Origin of the sequence: Paenibacillus camelliae (genome assembly GCF_023715345.1) — a bacterium.
GTDB lineage: Bacteria > Bacillota > Bacilli > Paenibacillales > Paenibacillaceae > Pristimantibacillus > Pristimantibacillus camelliae.
This window is the reverse complement of sequence record NZ_JAMBNY010000001.1, coordinates 1,109,061-1,127,798: the sequence shown is the minus strand read 5'-3', so window position 1 is coordinate 1,127,798 and position 18,738 is coordinate 1,109,061. Positions and strand designations below refer to the sequence as shown.

Here is an 18,738-nt window from a genome sequence, read left to right as displayed (position 1 = left end):
CGGAGCTTGATTCGATCAAAATGGTTATCCTTTGAAAACTGGAAGAAGTGGCTATGGTCCTTCGTAAGGTACATTCTCATTCTCGGCTTAGCATTCGTAATTTTGTACCCGATACTGCAAAAAATATCAACTGCAATTAAGGACAAGTCGGATCTTTACTCACCAATTGTTGTATGGATCCCACAAAATTACTCGCTTAATAACTTTCTTCAGGTCATTAACATTATGGATTATTGGGAGACGCTGCTTAATACGTTTTCCTTGTCCGCGATGACAACGATTCTAACAGCGATATCCTGTGCACTGGCTGGCTACGGCTTTGCACGTCTCAAATTCAGAGGAAGCAATTTGTTGTTTGCTGGTGTAATGCTGACGATTCTCGTTCCACCTACAACGATCTTGATTCCGATGTATATGAACTTAAAGGACTTTACATTGCTTGGTCTTATTCCGCTAATTACTGGGAAACCCGTAAATCTGCTGAATTCGTACTGGCCGTTTATATTAACATCACTAACCGCGAGCTCACTGAAGGCAGGCTTATACATCTTTATATTTAGGCAATTTTTTAGAGGGGTGCCTAAGGAAGTTGAAGAAGCTGCTTACATTGATGGAGCTGGTATCGGTAAAACCTTTATGGGCATTATGCTCCCTAATGCAATCCCTGCCATCATTACAGTGACATTATTCTCCTTCGTATGGCAATGGAATGATAGCTTTTATACGACGACTTATTTGACCTCAAGTAAAGTAATGTCGACTCAGCTGTCGTCACTGCCGTACAACTTAGCCGTCCAACTGGATGGAGGAGATGCGTCACAGGCAGATCCGTTTTATTTAAGTATGGTACAGGATACAGGGATACTAATGGCGATACTGCCGCTCATCATCATTTACTTATTCGTACAGCGTTACTTTGTCGAAAGTATTGAGCGTACGGGTATTGTCGGCTAAGCCTATTGAGTTTAATAGTACTATGAAACGCCAAGTGAGGATCCGTAGAAATTATGCGGTTCACGCTAGGCGTTTCTAATTTGCAGGAAAGGCAGGGTAATCTATTGAATATAAAAATCAAGAAAAATCATGTCTTGATACTAGCGGTTTCTGTACTTATAGTTGTGGCAACGATTTTTATTATTACAGTGAGTAAGGATAGCAAGCAAGAATCGAAAACGAATGATGCAATTAATATAGCAGCTGAGTCTGGCGGTAGCGCTCAGGAGCTTGAAGCAATAGATGATGTAAGTGAGGAGGGGCCTGAGGAAAGCACACCAGCTGTAGAGCCGGAAGCGACGCCAACACCAGAGCCAACAGTAGCACCAGAGCCGTCCGTTGAAGCTGATATACCTTCGCTGCACGAGGTATTTGCAGATTATTTTCCAATCGGTGCTGCAATTGAGCCTTTCCAAACAAGTGGTCTGAAGGCTGAATTGCTCAAGAAGCATGTCAATATGCTTGTTGCCGAAAATGTGATGAAGCCCGATGCGATTCATCCTAGTGAAGACAACTATAATTGGACAGCAGCGGATCAGCTTGTTGCATTTGCTAAAGAAAACAACATGCAGCTGCGCTTTCACACCTTAGTATGGCACAGTCAGGTTGGAGATTGGTTCTTTAAGGATCTAGATGGCAAGCCGATGGTGGACGAAACGGACCCTAAGAAGCAGGAGGCGAATAAAAAGCTGCTGCTCGAACGTCTTGATTCGCATGTACGCACGATTGTAAGCCGCTACAAGGACGATATTGTGTCATGGGATGTAGTGAATGAGGTTATCGAGCCGAATGATCCTGATGGCATGCGTGCTAGTCCATGGTACATCATTACAGGTACCGATTATATTGAGACCGCTTTCCGCGCTGCACGAGAAGCCGGTGGAGAACAAATTAAGCTGTATATTAACGATTATGGCACAGATGGTGCAGCGAAGCGTGAGCGTCTGTATAAGCTGGTGCAGGAAATGCTTGATAAAGGAGTACCGATTGATGGTGTAGGTCACCAAACCCATATTAGCATTCCTTGGCCTCCAACTGCGATGATCATTGAATCAATGAAGCGATTTGCGGAACTAGGACTCGATAATATTGTGACTGAGCTTGATATGAGCTTATATGCATGGGATGACCGCAGTGATTACGGCGATAGCATACCTGAGGAAGTGTTGATGAAGCAAGCAGATCGATATCGCGAGCTATTCGAAGCGTTCAAGGAAAATAAAGATATCATTAGCGAGGTCGTGTTCTGGGGAATTGCAGACGACCATACGTGGCTAAGCGGTTTTCCTATAAATCGAACAGAAGCTCCTTTACTGTTCGACAAGCAGCTGCATGCTAAGCCTGCATTCTGGGCAATTGTAGACCCAGATAAGCTCGAGAGCAAGGAATAGTCTTAGAAGATAAGCAGCAGATGAATAATTAAATCTGCTGCTTTAAGTTTCTACACAGGCATTCTAACGGAAGGAATGAGTGAATTCATGGTTGATGAGTTACCAGAGATTTTTAAGTCACAGCTAAGCGAGGATATTCTGTTTAACGTCAAAACGGATCTTGATACGCAGGGGATGCTTGCTGCACAATGGCTAGCTATTACGCATGGAGATGTAACACTGTGGCAGGAAAAGGCTGAGCCTATCAAGCGTATTGGGATTGAAGAGATTAAGGAAGCGCGAGCGGTAAGTAATATAGGCAGTGGTATGCTCGTCGTTGAAACTACTACAAACGGCCCTATCGTAATCGCACGCTATACATCTACCTTGTCAACCGCAATGAGCTTTGCAGCAAAGCTGATCACTGCGCTTGCCCAAGGAGAACAGCTGCCTGTTGCAACAAAAGGAGACATCCCGCGTTATTGCTCAACCTGTCATAGCCCTATGAAGGAAGGGACGAAAACCTGCGAGTTTTGCTTGAGTAAAAAGTATGCCGCTCTGCGGATGCTAGGCTACTTAAAGCCATATAAGTTCAAGGGAATACTAGCTTTAGGTCTACTGATTCTCTCGACGATTGTAGAATTAATTCCACCATTTTTAACGAAAATAATCGTCGATGATGTGCTTCAGCCGCAGCAACCAGGCACGCTCTTTGTCATTATTATAGCCGCATGGGCGCTTACATTGCTTGTCATGTCTAGCATGCAGGCTTTACGCGGCTATATTGGTGTAGCGATCAGCTCGAAGCTGATGGGGGATATACGTAAGGATGTGTATCAATCCTTGATGAAGCTGTCACTTGCCTATTTTGATAGAAGACAAACCTCTCAATTCATTAGTCGTGTGAACAGTGATGCGGAATCGATGCGCCAGTTTATGACCGATGGCGTCATCTATATTGCAGGCCATCTCCTGCGGTTTTTATTTATACTAGTCATCATCTTCTCTATGAATTGGAAGCTTACATTACTCGCTCTAGTGCCTATTCCACTGCTCGTCTTCTTATCGATATCGATATGGCCAAAAGTTGGGCGTCGTTTATATCAACAATGGCGAGCGATCTTTCGTTTGAATATGCAGGTCGGTGATACGCTGCAGGGAATACGTGTCATTAAAGCGTTCGGACAAGAAAAAAGTGAGCTGGTGCGCTACAACAATGCCAACGAGGAAGTCGTTCATCATGACATGCGCTCAGAAAAGATGTGGCAGCTATTTTTCCCTGCCTTTGGTTTACTGACGAGTCTAGGTGCTGTATTAATCTGGTACTTAGGAGGCTACCAAGTGCTGTCTAATGAGCTGCAATTAGGTGTGCTGCTTGCTTTTGTAGCGTATTTGGGCATGCTGTTCGGTCCAATTCAGTGGCTGAGTCAGATGATTAGCTGGACGAGTAGAGCTATGACCGCTTCTCATCGTATCTTTGAGATTATGGACACGCCAGCAGACGTTGCAGATCATCCTGATGCCGTGAAGGTGCCGAATATTAAAGGGGATGTTGTGCTGCAGCAAGTGACCTATGGCTATGAGAAGCATTACCCTGTGCTTAAGGATATTAATCTTGAGGTAAAGGCAGGGGAAATGATCGGTCTAGTCGGACATTCAGGTGCTGGAAAATCTACATTCATTAATTTGCTTTGCCGCTTCTACGATGTCGATGAAGGAGTCATAACGATAGACGGTGTGCCTATTCGTGATATTGAACAAACAGAGCTCAGACGCCAAATTGGCGTAGTGCTGCAGGAAACGTTTCTATTCGATGGAACGATCGCTGAAAATATCGCTTACTCTAAGCCGGACGCAACACCTGAAGACATTATGCGTGCAGCCAAAATCGCCAACGCCCATGATTTTATCGTTAGGCTTCCTGATGGCTATGATACACGTGTAGGTGAAAGAGGTCATAAGCTTTCTGGTGGTGAAAAGCAGCGAGTAGCGATTGCGCGAGCCATTATTCATGATCCGAAAATACTTATACTGGATGAAGCAACCGCATCCGTCGATACAGAAACAGAACGGCAAATACAGGAGGCGCTTGCGAATTTGGTTAAGGGTAGAACGACGTTTGCCATTGCCCATCGACTTTCTACGCTGCGCAATGCGGATCGGTTAGTTGTGCTTGATCGAGGTAAAATGGTAGAGCTAGGAACACATGAAGAGCTGCTGGAGAAAGAGGATGGCGTTTATCGTAAGCTTGTTGATGCGCAGATGGAAATGTCAAAAATTAAAGGAGTGGGTTCGTAACGATGAGTGCAGAGGACATCCGAATGCTTTCGTCAGAAGAGCTTTACGTATACCGTGGCGAGGGTGGAGTACTACAGGGAATTGTTGATGGAAAAACGTATCACGAGCTGCTTATTTTTCTTACATTCCCAATGCGGTACACAAGCGAGTATGTTTCAATACGAACGAAGGACGGCAATGAGCTTGGAATCGTCCGATCATTGGCTGGACTTGATCGAGACAGTGCAGCTGTACTGAAGGAGGAAATTGAGCTTCGCTATTTTCTACCTCGTGTCACTAAAATTGAATCCATTAAGCAGCGTTCAGATCTGTGGTTTTGGGAGCTGCAAACCCATCTCGGTTCGATTCGTATCATTATGCGGAATTTACATGATCATATTCAATTTCCAGGAGGAGACCGAATTTTATTATCCGACCTTGATGGCAGACGCTGCGATATTGTTAATTGGAGGCAGCTGGATGCACATAGCCAGCGATTGCTTAGAGATATATTATAACGGGCTATCCATATTTCAGCAGGTATAAAAGCCGTGAACTGGCAGGTTGTTGTTTAGGAAGGTACAAGATATTATTCATACATATGAGAACTAAAGGAGGATCAATCACAATGAGCAGCACGATGATTCAAAACCCAATTATATGGGCTGATGTTCCAGATCCAAGTGTCATCGCAGTAGGTGACTATTTCTATATGGTAAGCACAAGCATGCATTCTATGCCGGGCTGTCCGATTATGAGATCGAGAGATATGGCTAATTGGGAAATTATTAGCTATGTGTTTGATACGCTAGAGGATAATGATCAACACAATATGGTCGACGGGAAAAACATATATAGTAAAGGCTCATGGGCTACTTGTCTTCGAGAGCATAATGGCGTATTTTATGTGTGCTTCTCCAGCAATGATACACGTCAGTTTTATGTATATCGATCAAGCAGCATCGAGCAAGGGGAGTGGAAGCGATCGGTTATTAAACAGCTGTTCCACGACCCAAGCTTACTATTCGATGAGGATCGTGTATACGTCATTCATGGCAACGGCAACATTCACATTACGGAACTAACCTCTGATCTACGTTCAGTCAAGGAAGGTGGCTTGAATCAGCTGCTGCTTGAAGGGAAGTCAGAAGGGATGGGGCTGCGCGCTGAGGGCTGTCATGCGTACAAATTAAATGGATATTACTACTTTTTCTTTATCGAATGGCCAAGAGATGGCAACCAGCGTCGCAGACAGATTTGCTATCGCTCGGAAAGCCTGCTAGGCCCGTTCGAGCTTAAAGTTGTACTGGATGATAATTTGGGATATCGCAATCATGGCGTAGCTCAGGGCGGCATTGTGAAGGATGTTAATGGCAAGTGGTATGCGATGCTATTCCAGGATCATGATGCCGTGGGCAGAATCCCCGTTGTCGTTCCAGTAACGTGGGAGGAGGACTGGCCCGTATTCGGAGTAAACGGTAAAGTCCCAGAGTCGTTTGAAGTATCGCTTCCCTATACAAGCACTAGACCGATCGTATGTAGTGACGAATTTGATTATAAGGAAAATAAGCTAGCTTTACAGTGGCAATGGAATCATCGCCCGAACGAGCAGCTATGGTCTGTGACGGAGCGGACAGGATATTTAAGACTTACGACAGGCGCATTAGCTCACAGTGTGCTTGAAGCAAGAAACACCATTACCCAGCGTACTGAAGGACCATCCTGTATAGGCGAGGTTGTAGTTGATGTGACGCAAATGAAGCCAGGTGACCATGCCGGCTTAGTGGCCTTGCAGAACTGGTTTGGCACAGTGGGGATGCAAGTCGATAGTGAAGGAAAACGAGCGGTTGTAATGACAGTAAATGACGGAGACGGACAAGAGCAAATCGTAGAGACGATACCTTGTGACGCGCCAGTCGTATACTTCAAAATACAATTTGAATTTGAGGATAGCATAGATCTAGCTTATTTTTATTATGCAACAACAGAGGGAGATTGGATGAGCATCGGTCAGCCTCTAAAAATGAGATATACGTTAGATCATTTTATGGGCTATCGAATAGGTTTGTTTAACTACGCAACTGCGCAATCGGGCGGTTATGTAGATTATGACTATTTCCACTATTGGAAAAAGGTAGACGGTGAGTTTCAGCTCATCCGATAATTACACTGAAAGTTAAGAGCCTGCTGGTTTGATACGCTTTCCTTAGTTAGACAGGTAATCTGTTTAACGAGGGAGAGATATCAGTCAACCAGCAGGCTCTTTTTTTAATTAGCGCGAGACAATTCGTATTGCTTTCTGTACATGTTGGCACTCAAGCCGGTGTATTCCTTAAACTTCTTGTAGAACCAATCGATCTCTGTGTAGCCAATTTCATTGGCAATTTCGTAGATTTTAAGATCCGTTCTTGTTAGCAGCAGCTTCGCCTTTTCCATTCTTTGCTGCAGCAAATATTCATTAAAGGACATGTTTTCATACAGCTTAAATTTTTGTCCTAAGTACGCACAGTTAAAATGCAGCTTTCTTGATATTTTTTTCAATGTAATATTTTGATTTAATTCATCTTGTACATAGCGCTTTACGGAGTCAATAACTGCTTTAGACGCGTCATCCTTCTTCTTGATCGCAGAGGATTGAGGAATGAGTGTCGTAGAGTAGAAGGTGTAATGGTACTCAAGCTCTTTCCGAATGGCTAGTAGGCTAGCTTCCAAGGCATCAACTTTTAAAGGTTCGGCTAAATAATCGCTAATTTGATAGGTGAGCGCTTTTCTAGCAAGCTGGAAGTCGTTTTTACCTCCTAGCAGTAGAATTGGAATTCGGCTATGCTGTCGAATACGGCTGCATAGTAACATACCGCTCGCGTTATACCCTTGCATCGGAATGATAACGAGTGAAATGGTTTTCTCATTGAGCAGATCCATTGCCTCATCATATGTACTTATACTGGCATGAACTTGGTAGCCTACATCTAATCGTTGAATGATAGCTTCCGTTTCCTTTAACGTTACCGGATTAGGCCCAACTAGAAGAACGTTATACATAAACGGTTACCCCCTTACTGTATAAACATGGTCTATATATTGCTCAGTACAACAACAAAATGAATACGCTTTAATTATGTTAAATGAAAGCGTTGCAAACAATGTGCAAATCTTTGTACTTGCTGCATTTGTTTACATGTTGAACAAATCTTCGTCAATGGACGGCTATTACAGCATGAAAATTACAAAAACTAAACAAAATAATACACTTTTGGTTTTATGACGCTTCAACTTCAAAAAATATTCAATAAATACCGTATGGCATCTCGTATAAGCGGGTTGTGAAAGCGGTTTATAATCTGGATACACCTGTTGGTGATCAATAAAGAGGAGGAATCATAATGAGAACATATCGCAAGTTTGGTGCGATAATGGCGCTAGCCATCATGATGGTTATTACAGCGGCATGCGGAAATTCGGGGGATTCAACGAAGACGAATAATGGTAGCACGACAACAACGACAAACGCACAAAATACAAACAATAATAACTCTAGCAGCGACAAGAAAATTACATTAGGCTTTGCCCAGGTTGGTGCGGAAAGTGGCTGGCGTACGGCGAACACAAAGTCAATTCAAGAATCAGCTGAAGCTGCTGGCTTTGAGTTGAAATTTTCTGATGCTCAGCAAAAGCAAGAAAACCAAATTAAAGCCATTCGTTCTTACATTCAACAAAAGGTAGATGTCATCGCATTTTCGCCAGTTGTTGAATCTGGATGGGACACAGTGTTGAAGGAAGCGAAGGATGCAAACATCCCAGTTATTCTCGTTGACCGTGCTGTAGATTCTAAAGACGAGTCACTTTACTTATCCTTTATCGGATCTGACTTTGTAGAAGAGGGCAGAAAAGCTGGCCGATGGTTAGTAGAGCAATTCCAAGATGCGAGTGAAACGATTAATATTGTTGAACTGCAAGGTACAACGGGATCGGCACCTGCCAATGATCGCAAGGCAGGCTTTGAAGAAATCATTAAAGAAAATGCTAATCTTCAAGTTATTGCTTCACAAACAGGAGATTTCACACGTGCCAAAGGGAAAGAGGTTATGCAAGCTTTCTTGAAAGCTCACAAAGATATTGATGTACTATATGCCCACAATGATGATATGGCACTTGGCGCCATTCAAGCGATTGAAGCAGCAGGCTTAAAGCCAGGGGAGGACATTATTATTATTTCGGTTGATGCGGTTAAAGATGGCATGATTGCTGCAAGTGAAGGCAAAATCAACTTCATCGTGGAATGTAATCCAATGCTAGGGCCACAGCTAATGGAAATGGTGAAGGATGTTGTTGACGGTGTAGAAATTCCAAGACGTGTAGCGACAGAGGAGGCAACGTTTACTTCGGAAGAGGCATTAGAAGCATTGCCAACACGAGCGTACTAGTAAAGTACTAATGTGATGTGAGAAAGTCACTCCAATTGGCTTACAGCCTGCTAGAGTGGCTTTCTCTTGTATAACTATGACATGTTTTGGGAGTGAGACAGATGGAACAACAACCAGTACTCGAAATGCGTGGTATTCATAAACAGTTTCCAGGAGTGAAGGCGCTTAGTAATGTAGATTTTAGGCTGTTTTCTGGTGAAGTACATGCGCTGATGGGCGAAAACGGAGCGGGTAAATCCTCCTTAATTAAGGTTCTTACAGGTGTTTATTCCATTGATCAAGGTGCTGTGAAGCTGTCTAATCAACCCGTATCACTAAAAAGCCCACTTGAAGCGCAAGAAGCTGGAATAAGCACCGTATATCAGGAAGTTAATCTCTGTACGAATTTAACGGTTGCTGAAAACATCTTTATCGGTAGAGAGCCGAGACGTTTTGGACGTATTCTGTGGAAGCAGATGAATCGTAATGCTGACAAGCTGCTGAAGGATCGAATGCAGCTTAATATAGATGTAACGCTGCCATTACATGCTTATTCCGTTGCAATACAGCAGCTCATCGCGATTGCACGTGCATTGAGCATATCAGCAAAAGTATTAATTCTGGATGAGCCAACCTCAAGCCTTGATGCTAATGAGGTAAAGCAGCTGTTCAGTATTATGCAAACCTTGAAGCAAGATGGATTAGCTATTTTATTCGTTACACATTTCCTTGATCAGGTATATGAAATATCTGATCGTATTACAATTTTGCGCAATGGAAATTTAGTAGGTGAATATATGGCAAAGGACTTGCCGAAGCTGGAGCTCGTTTCACAGATGATAGGGAAGGATTTGACGCAGCTCGAAAAGCTTCCTAGCAAATCAGCTAGTGAGCAATTCGAAGGGAACGAGATTATTGCAGAGGCAAAGCAAGCAGCACGTAAGGGAGCAATTGAACCATTTGATCTAAAGCTGCGTAAAGGTGAAGTCATCGGTCTAGCTGGATTACTTGGATCAGGAAGAACGGAGACTGCTCGCTTATTTTTTGGAGCTGATGCGCTAGACCAAGGTACGGTACGAATGAGCAAGGCTAACCAGCATATTCAGTCACCTCGAAAGGCCATCGAGCATGGTGTTGCTTTCTGCTCGGAGAATCGAAAAACTGAAGGAATATTGGATGAGTTGACGGTAAGAGAAAATATTATCGTGGCACTACAATCGACACGTGGCTGGTATAAGCCGCTCTCACGTAAAAAACAAAATGAGATCGCAGAGCATTATATTCAGCTATTGAATATTAACCCTCCACATACAGAGCAGCTCATAAAAAATTTAAGCGGAGGCAACCAGCAAAAGGTTCTTTTAGCACGTTGGCTGTTAACGCAACCAAAGCTGCTTATATTGGATGAGCCAACGAGAGGGATCGATGTTGGTGCAAAAACTGAAATTCAACGCTTAGTGCTGGATCTCTCGGCAAAAGGAATGTCCGTTCTTTTTATTTCCTCAGAGCTGGAAGAAGTTTTACGTGTCAGCCATAGAATTGCTGTGCTAAGAGATCGTCGTAAAATTAAGGAGATTAGCGACCAGGAAATGACAGAGCACTCCATTATGAAGACGATCGCAGGAGGTTAGTGTAGATGAGACAACTTTATAAACATCATTTATTTTGGCCGGTTGCCATATTATTTTCTTTATTGTTGTTTAATTTCATATATTCACCTGACTTTTTTAGTATCGTTGTTAGAGATGGAAAGCTGTACGGTAGTTTAATTGATATATTGAATTTTGGAGCCCCATTAATGCTAGTTTCTATAGGGATGACGCTTGTCATCGCTACAAAGGGCATTGATCTATCTGTAGGCTCGATCGTAGCGATTGCAGGAGCACTAAGCTGCCTGATTATTAGCAGAGGAAATGATCAAAACACTTTATCTTTAGTGCTGTCAGCTATGGGAATGGCCTTGTTGCTCTCCCTTTTTCTAGGCTTGTGGAATGGCTTACTCGTTGCAAAAGCAGGTATTCAGCCTATTATTGCAACACTTATTCTGATGGTTGCAGGAAGAGGGATTGCACAGCTCATTACTAGCGGACAAATTATTACAGTTAACAGTCCTAAATATGCTTTTATCGGTACAGGTGCTTTGGCTGCTTTGCCGGTTTCTGTGTTTGTCGTTGCTCTAATGCTAGCCATTGCGTTGTTATTAACGCGTAAAAGTGCACTGGGGTTATTTATTGAAGCAGTAGGCTGTAATCCTGAAGCGAGTCGTCTATCCGGTATTCGCTCCGTGATGGTGCTAATGTTGGTATATGTTTTTTGCGGCTTATGTGCAGGAATTGCTGGATTATTGGTCAGCTCCAACGTATCAAGTGCAGATGGTAACAATGCAGGGCTTTGGTATGAGCTTGACGCGATCTTGGCCGTCGTTATTGGCGGGACCTCACTCAATGGCGGACGCTTTTATCTCATTGGTACTATTATTGGTGCACTTATCATTCAAACACTCACAACAACGATATATATGATTGGTATTCCGCCTGAGATTACGCTTGTCGTCAAAGCGTGCGTCGTGCTTATCGTATGCTTGATTCAGTCAGAAACATTCAGAAAAACACTCGTTCATCGCTGGAATACAAGGCACTATACAGCAGAAAGGGAGGCAACGAGTCATGTCAATCAATAGAAAATATGTACCTATTGTGGTTACGACATCATTATTTTTGCTCATGTTCATAGCAGGCTCGTTTCGCTACAATGGTTTTTTTTCGCCACAGGTTCTCTTGAATCTATTGATCGATAATGCTTTTTTACTGATTGTGGCGGTAGGCATGTCATTCGTCATTATTTCAGGTGGCATTGATTTATCTGTTGGCGCAGTCATTGCATTAACGACCATGATATCAGCCAGCCTCGTTCAGCAGCTGAACTGGTCTCCTATCATCGTTATTCCGCTAGTATTGCTGATAGGTGCTTTGCTGGGCTGTGGCATGGGAGCAATTATACATTATTTTAAGATACAGCCATTTATCGTTACGTTGGCAGGTATGTTTCTTGCACGCGGGCTTTGCTATGTTATTAGCATCCAAACGATTACGATCGACAACCCATTTTATACAGCAATGGCACAAACAAAGATTAGGCTGCCAGGTGGCAGCTTCATCTCAATAAGTGTAATTATTGCGCTTGTTGTAGTTGCAGCAGCTATCTATATCGCGCACTACACATCGTTTGGCAGAAATGTATATGCGATCGGGGGAAGTGAGCAATCGGCATTGCTAATGGGCTTGCCAGTAGCAAAAACAAAAATATTAGTGTACACGCTTAGTGGCTTGTGTTCAGCTCTTGCAGGTGTAGTATTTACGTTTTATATGCTTTCAGGCTATGGGCTGCACGCAGTGGGGATGGAGCTCGATACGATCGCAGCCGTCGTAATCGGAGGGACGCTGTTGACAGGCGGTGTTGGCTATATCGTAGGCACATTTTTTGGAGTGATGATCCAGGGCATTATTCAGACGATTATTAGCTTTGAAGGCACGCTTAGCTCATGGTGGACGAAAATTGTAATTGGCCTGCTGCTTTGTCTTTTTATTTTACTGCAGAAGGTGCTTAGTGCAAGGCAAGCGATATTTAAATCATAACGTAGTATGTGTAGCGTTATTGTATGCGCAGCAAAGAAGCAGACACATGTCTGCTTCTATTGTTTAGTAGTGTTCAATTCTTCTATTCCCATATCAATGAACGATGGTATGACGGTTTGCTGATTGGCCTTCATAAGTGTGTCAATGATTGTGGAGCCCCAGCTATGCTCATTTTGAGAAATGATCGTATGGATCTGTCCGTTGTGAATCGCCGTTTCTGACTCAGCAGTTTTGCCGATGCTTAACACATACCGGTTCATGCCTGCGGCCTTCCAAATTAAAATTGAGGCAGAGCTAGATACAGAATCAAGGCTTAAGAAAGCACTAAAATGAGGATGCTCGTTAATCATTTCTTCCAGCTTTTCAATAGCAATATCTTTCTTTCCTTCATTATATTTAACCTGCAGTACTTCGATTTCTGTCTCCTCATTAATATAATTAAGCAGCCCTTCCAGTCTTTGTTTTAGACTAAGCATATCAGACATGCCAGTTCCAACGATAATCATCCCTTTATTATTTAGCAGCTTGTTTGTCGCCATTCCAAGCTGGCGACCCGTTTCATAATTGTCGGCTCCGATAAAGCTAAGCCGTTTACTGTTAGGAGCGTCTGATTCAAAGCAGATCACAGGTATATTATTGTCGATAGCCTGGTTAATGACAGGCTCGAGCGCTTCAGCATCAACAGGAGATATGGCAATGCCATCAACCTTTTGTCTAATCATCGATTCCATGATTCGGATTTGCTGCTCTAAATTTGCCTCGTCCGGGGCTGCAACAAGCAAACGGATGTTGTGCGATTGAGCCATTTTTTCTGCGTGCTCGGTAATTAATTCATACGAGGGATCAGCCATCGGAAATATTATACCGAAGGATAAGCTTTCCGCTATGGCTTGATCTACTTCTCCCGTTATGCCAATCATATGGCTTCTTTCCTGCTCAGTACAGCTTGCAAGCAAAACGATAACGAGTATGCCTAAGAGTTGAGCGCTAAGTTTTCTGAGCTGCAGCATGCTTTACCCCTCCCGCAAAGTAAAAGGTCTCAGCGGTCATTGCACTGCCTTGCTTGCGAAACTCAATTGGTGTCATTCCTGTCGCCTTTTTGAAAATGTTAGAGAAATAATGCTGGTCTTGATAGCCTACCTCATAAGCAATCTCGAATGTTTTGCTATTTGTCGTCTTGAGCAGCTCCATAGCTTTATGAATTCTAGTACGCGTAATAAATTCAGTAAGTGTCTGCTTAGCTTCCTGACTGAACACTTTACTAAGATGACTTGGGCTTACTCCAACATGTCTAGATACTTCCTGTAGTGATAATTGCTTATTGTGATAATGCTCGGTAATATATTGCTTTACTCTCAGAATTAGCTCGCTATATTGATTAGCGCCAATTGATCTCCATTGCCATAGCAACGATAAAAGGTCGATTAGGTAAGACTTGCACTGCTCCAAAGAATTAATCTCTCTAACTCGTTGCTGCATCTGTGCAACGAGCTCACTGCAATTTGGAATGTCAGCAAAGCATTGCTTTGCGGTGTGGAATGCTTCAAGCGTCAGTTCGTTAAACAAGTATATGCCGTACATCGAATTGCTCCATGATAGCTGCTCAATATCTTTGCAGAATGCGTGGGAAAATTCATGTAGCTGCTCCGTGGTGCCAATCTTAACAAAATTAATAAACTTTGCTCGATCAATGAGCGGTTGTTGTACCGTTGCATTTTGCAAAAAAGTATTAGCTTCCAGCTGGCTGTTCTGCAATAATCGTTGTTTGTTTTTTTCATGATCGGCAACTAGATACGATTGATGAATACTCTGCAGTCTTTGTTCAATTGAGCCAATACCAAGTAAAGCTTTACAGTTAAGCAGCTGCAGCATTGGCTTGGTTTGTTGAGGCAGCTCTGCTAAGCATTGCTGCAGCACATACTCATTATTGGATTTAACGAGGCAGACCAACTCACTACGGCTTGGTCGATAGCTTAATACATCTACGTCTGACTGAAAGTAAGAAATAAACTGTTCCGCAGCAAGCTTATAAGAGTTATCATCTAATAATTCTTCATGGAAACAAAAGTCGATAGAGATCACAGCATAATAACGGGCGATCAAGGAAATATGATAATTTGCTGCGATTTCAATTGCCTTGGACGTATTGATTAAACCTCCGCACATATCTGAGAGCAATTTATCCTTTGTATAGGCAGCTGTTTCCTTCTGAAGCTGCTCGGAATCGATCTGCTTGCTAACTTTTTGCAGCAGCTCGATTAAGTCAGTAGATCCAACAGGCTTAAGACAATAGTCTTCAACACCGATACGGAGAGCTTGCTGTGCGTAATGGAATTCGTCATGCCCGCTTAAAATAATGATTTTGATGTGTGGATACGCTTTGCGAACAATGGAAGCTAGCTCCAAGCCGTCCATAAAAGGCATTTTTATATCAGTAATGACAATTTGCGGACTCCACTCCTCAATTAATGGCAGTGCCATCTCGCCATCCGCCGCATCACCACAATAGATAAATCCATTGCTTTTCCAATCAACACAGTTTCTAATACTTTCACGAGTTAAAATCTCATCATCCACCAGCATGATCTTTTTCATAGGACCCTCCTAAAACTTTTCGTAGCTACGATTTGTGATCTCCGATGCAACGAAAAGTACATCGGAAGCATAAGCTAAAACTTTTCGTAGCTACATTGTTATAGCCTCGATGTAACTCCCTTTATTTCCGTGGTATTCGTACAGAAACACGAGCACCTTCGCCGTAGATGCTTTCAAGCATAAGACCGCATGGCTCGCCAAAGTAGAGGCGTAATCTTTGATGGACATTAAACAAGCCAAAGCCGCTTTCACTTTCCTCATCAATCTGCTCTGATGAGGAGCTTTCCATAGGTAAGGTCAAACTCTCCCTAATATGCTGCAGCCGCTCAGACGAAATCCCAATTCCATTGTCCTCAACGGTCAGCAAAATATAATAATCATTTTCTATCTGTCCACTGACACGAATCTTCCCTAAGCCACGTTTATTTTTTATCCCATGATAAAGAGCGTTTTCGATCAAAGGCTGAAGCGTCATAGCCAGAATTGGATAAGAGTAAAGCGCATCATCAACCTCGATCTCATAGGTTAAAATGTCGTAATATCGCATTTGCTGAATGGTTAAATAGCTCTTAGCATGCTCCAGCTCAGTCTGAATCGTTACCCAGTCTCTGCCTTTATTTAAGGAGATTCTGAAAAATTGAGACATTGCCTTAACAAGCTTAATAACGTTATCGTTTTTGCCTGATTCCGCCATCCATATAATGGACTCCAGCGTGTTGTATAGAAAATGCGGGTTAATTTGTGCTTGGAGTGTTCTGAGCTCTGCCTTCTTTACTTGCTCTTGCTCGCGATTATTATTTTCAATTAAATGTTTAATGTTCTCCAGCATAGTATTGAAGCTGTCGCTTAAATCAGCTATCTCATCCTGTCCACTTGTTTTTATTTTTGCTTCAAGGTAACCGTCAGCTGCCTTCCGCATTTTTGCTTTGAGCAGCTGAAGCGGCCTAATGATACGTTGAGTTAATGAAATATAGAGGGAAATGGCGAATAATGCGCTTAGCCCAACACTTAATAGAATTAGCAATCTAATTTCAATCGCATCAGCAATAATCTCTTTAAGTGGAGCTATACCGACGATGCTCCAGCCAGTCATTTCAGATGTAGCGTAGACGTAAAACTGCTTCTCGTTATTTAGCTCTTCAGTAAAGCTTCCCCTAGGTGATGTCGTATGTGTCAGTAACGTTTTGCTTGAGGGAAGATCTCCTATTCTTGCTTCTGGCCAAAAAATAGGGTTGCCAGATTGATCTGCGACAAAGAAAAAACCAGTGTTTCCAATCGTAATATTGTTGTAATAGTGCTCAATCATTTGATCGTCGAGATCGATAACAATAAAACCGATGACCTCATGCGTCACGCGCTGCTTGAGAGGCGCGATGATAGAAATAACATTGTCCCCTGGGTATGTAAAGCCATCGAGCCTGTCAAAGCTTGAAGCTTCTGTTGGTGGAATTATTAATATTTCATCTGGGTGTTCAGATAATAATACGAAGTGAGGATTTCTGAGTGGGTTATGATCTAGTTGAAAAACACCTTTACGTTCGCTAATACCTTTTCCATATAGATTAACCATTTGAATATTTAGAACACTATCGTACTGATAGGTGCCGCGATAAATATCTAATGTTTGTACAATTTCTTTTGCTTCCGTATAGGTTTCGGTTTGAGAGCTTAAAAAGTAGAGTACCGTCGGGTTTGTTCCAAGCTCTAGCAACTTCTGTGTGTCTAGAAACAATGTATCAATGTCACTGACTAATTGATCTGCATATAACAGAGTGGATGCTTTACTATGGTCTGATAGTGTATGGTATGATTTTTGATAAGAGACAACTCCAACAATTAGTAAGGGCACTGATGATAAAATAATAAACATAACGAGCAGCTTGGCACGAAGACTAGAAAAGATCTGCTTCATCCGATACAATCCTTCCTTGCTGAATAACAGTCTATATATTCACATCATATAACAAATAAGATCATTCATGTTAACGTTTTCAAGCGAACGAAGAAAGTTATACCTTTCACTAAATATATTCTAATTGTATATTGTTTGTGGAAAAACCAGGCAATGCACAGGTGAATTTCGAAAAAAAATACACATACAACAAAAAAAACTATATTGCTATCTAGAAATGCGTTCGATAAGGTGAAAGCATGCTAGCATTATCGCAGAACTAGGAGGGAGGAGTATTCATTGCATCTCTTGAAGACGACTACAAGGGCTACGTTATGTTTTTTGCTTTGCTTTTGTTTCTTACTTACAGGATGCTTTGCGTTTTCAAAGAATAAGCCGGTAGAATCTCAGATGCCAACCGTTGAAACAGTCGTTACAGAGACAATCAATATAAGCTCCTTGTATCCGAGCCATATGAACGAGGATATTGTCATGGGCTTCTCCCAGCTAGGAAGCGAGAGTGATTGGCGTTTAGCTAATACAGCATCTATCGTGGAATCGGCAAAGGAAGCGGGGATTACGTTGCTGCTTGAAAATGCAGAGCAATCGCAGCAAGCGCAATTCTCTGCAATTCGTTCTTTTATTGAAAAACAGGTGGATGTCATCGCTATTGCTCCCGTTGTTCAAACGGGCTGGGAGAACATCTTACAGGAAATTAAAGAAGCAGGGATTCCAGTGGTCATTATTGATCGTTCTGTCAATGTAGAGGATACTTCACTTTATGTTACATTTATCGGTTCGGACTTTTATGAGGAAGGCATTAAGGCAGGGAAATACGTACTAGATAAAATGAGAAATAAACCAGGGAGAATTCGAATCGCTGAGCTTGAAGGAACAGTTGGCTCCACACCGTCCATTGATCGTGGAAGAGGCTTCCGTGATGTAATTCAAGAACGAGATGATATGGAAATAATAATGAGTCAGCCCGCGGATTTTACAATCGAGGGCGGTAAGAAAGTGATGGAGCAATTTTTGCAGGAGGCTGGGGAACAACCACCACAGCTGTTGTTCGCACATAATGATGACATGGCAATTGGAGCGATTCAAGCGATCGAGGAATTTGGACTTGAACCAGGTAAAGATATCATCATTATATCAGTGGATGGAACTCGTCAAGCATTCGAGATGATGATCGAAGGTAAGATCAATGCAGTGATCGAATGTAACCCACTACAAGGCTCATTACTGATGCAAGCAGCTAGAGAGATTATGGGTGGCCGCACATTACCTAAACGAATCATTCCGCCCGAGGATATATTTACACAAGAGTATGCTCATCTAGAAATTGACCATCGAAAATATTAGAACTAATTTTTAGTGCAGCAACCCCCTGCAGTATTTCGGATCGAGACCGCTTATTGGCTCATCCCGAATAGAAGCGGGGGGTTGTTTGTCGTTAGCATGAAAAGCTTTCTCGAATTTTTATAAAATGCCTTAAAAATTACCATAAATATTAATAAAATGTACTATGAAAGCGTTTTATTTTCCGTTACGATCTTTAGATAACGAGGTGA

14 protein-coding genes are annotated in these 18,738 nt (G+C 42.5%); 10 read left to right on the top strand and 4 right to left on the bottom strand.

From position 1 onward, the window contains the following. Positions 1 to 6 precede the first annotated feature (6 nt). The 5 genes from M3180_RS05115 (at position 7) to M3180_RS05095 (ending at position 6,804) form a co-directional block, all read left to right on the top strand. Complete coding sequence (locus tag M3180_RS05115) at positions 7 to 954, top strand: carbohydrate ABC transporter permease (protein WP_251666199.1); 948 nt, start codon at positions 7 to 9, stop codon at positions 952 to 954. Between the two features lie 104 nt (positions 955 to 1,058). Beyond that, on the top strand, positions 1,059 to 2,384 hold the full coding sequence (locus tag M3180_RS05110) for an endo-1,4-beta-xylanase (protein ID WP_251666198.1): 1,326 nt from the start codon (positions 1,059 to 1,061) through the stop codon (positions 2,382 to 2,384). Between the two features lie 87 nt (positions 2,385 to 2,471). Then, positions 2,472 to 4,661, top strand: a complete 2,190-nt coding sequence (locus M3180_RS05105) for an ABC transporter ATP-binding protein (protein WP_251666197.1) — start codon at positions 2,472 to 2,474, stop codon at positions 4,659 to 4,661. Between the two features lie 2 nt (positions 4,662 to 4,663). Next, entirely contained in the window at positions 4,664 to 5,158 is a 495-nt protein-coding gene (locus tag M3180_RS05100) for a DUF1854 domain-containing protein (protein ID WP_251666196.1), read from the top strand. A gap of 110 nt (positions 5,159 to 5,268) precedes the next feature. Then, on the top strand, positions 5,269 to 6,804 hold the full coding sequence (locus M3180_RS05095; RefSeq protein WP_251666195.1) for a glycoside hydrolase family 43 protein: 1,536 nt from the start codon (positions 5,269 to 5,271) through the stop codon (positions 6,802 to 6,804). A 104-nt stretch (positions 6,805 to 6,908) separates the two neighbouring features. On the opposite strand, the gene M3180_RS05090 is transcribed toward M3180_RS05095, so the two are convergent. Further along, complete coding sequence (locus tag M3180_RS05090; protein WP_251666194.1) at positions 6,909 to 7,682, bottom strand: response regulator; 774 nt, start codon at positions 7,680 to 7,682, stop codon at positions 6,909 to 6,911. A 341-nt stretch (positions 7,683 to 8,023) separates the two neighbouring features. Here M3180_RS05090 and M3180_RS05085 point away from each other — a divergent pair, with 341 nt between their 5' ends. The 4 genes from M3180_RS05085 to yjfF all read left to right on the top strand — a co-directional run bounded on the left by M3180_RS05085 (position 8,024) and on the right by yjfF (position 12,678). After that, a complete protein-coding gene (locus M3180_RS05085; RefSeq protein ID WP_251666193.1) occupies positions 8,024 to 9,064 on the top strand; it encodes an ABC transporter substrate-binding protein in 1,041 nt (346 codons plus the stop codon). 101 nt (positions 9,065 to 9,165) lie between these two features. Beyond that, on the top strand, positions 9,166 to 10,674 hold the full coding sequence (locus M3180_RS05080) for a sugar ABC transporter ATP-binding protein (RefSeq protein ID WP_251666192.1): 1,509 nt from the start codon (positions 9,166 to 9,168) through the stop codon (positions 10,672 to 10,674). 5 nt (positions 10,675 to 10,679) lie between these two features. Then, positions 10,680 to 11,723 (top strand): ABC transporter permease, encoded by a 1,044-nt coding sequence (locus M3180_RS05075; RefSeq protein WP_251666191.1) that lies wholly within the window; start codon positions 10,680 to 10,682, stop codon positions 11,721 to 11,723. Then, positions 11,710 to 12,678, top strand: a complete 969-nt coding sequence (gene yjfF / locus M3180_RS05070) for a galactofuranose ABC transporter, permease protein YjfF (protein ID WP_251666190.1) — start codon at positions 11,710 to 11,712, stop codon at positions 12,676 to 12,678. The genes M3180_RS05075 and yjfF overlap by 14 nt, the downstream gene beginning before the upstream one ends. A 56-nt stretch (positions 12,679 to 12,734) precedes the next feature. On the opposite strand, the gene M3180_RS05065 is transcribed toward yjfF, so the two are convergent. From M3180_RS05065 to M3180_RS05055, 3 genes are all read right to left on the bottom strand, one after another. After that, positions 12,735 to 13,688 (bottom strand): substrate-binding domain-containing protein, encoded by a 954-nt coding sequence (locus M3180_RS05065; RefSeq protein ID WP_251666189.1) that lies wholly within the window; start codon positions 13,686 to 13,688, stop codon positions 12,735 to 12,737. After that, on the bottom strand, positions 13,666 to 15,273 hold the full coding sequence (locus tag M3180_RS05060; protein WP_251666188.1) for a response regulator transcription factor: 1,608 nt from the start codon (positions 15,271 to 15,273) through the stop codon (positions 13,666 to 13,668). Before M3180_RS05060 ends, M3180_RS05065 begins: the two co-directional genes overlap by 23 nt. Positions 15,274 to 15,394: 121 nt before the next feature. Continuing rightward, a complete protein-coding gene (locus tag M3180_RS05055; RefSeq protein WP_251666187.1) occupies positions 15,395 to 17,185 on the bottom strand; it encodes a sensor histidine kinase in 1,791 nt (596 codons plus the stop codon). 390 nt (positions 17,186 to 17,575) lie between these two features. Between M3180_RS05055 and M3180_RS05050 the strand changes: the two genes are divergently transcribed. Beyond that, positions 17,576 to 18,529, top strand: a complete 954-nt coding sequence (locus M3180_RS05050) for an ABC transporter substrate-binding protein (RefSeq protein ID WP_251666186.1) — start codon at positions 17,576 to 17,578, stop codon at positions 18,527 to 18,529. Positions 18,530 to 18,738 lie beyond the last annotated feature (209 nt).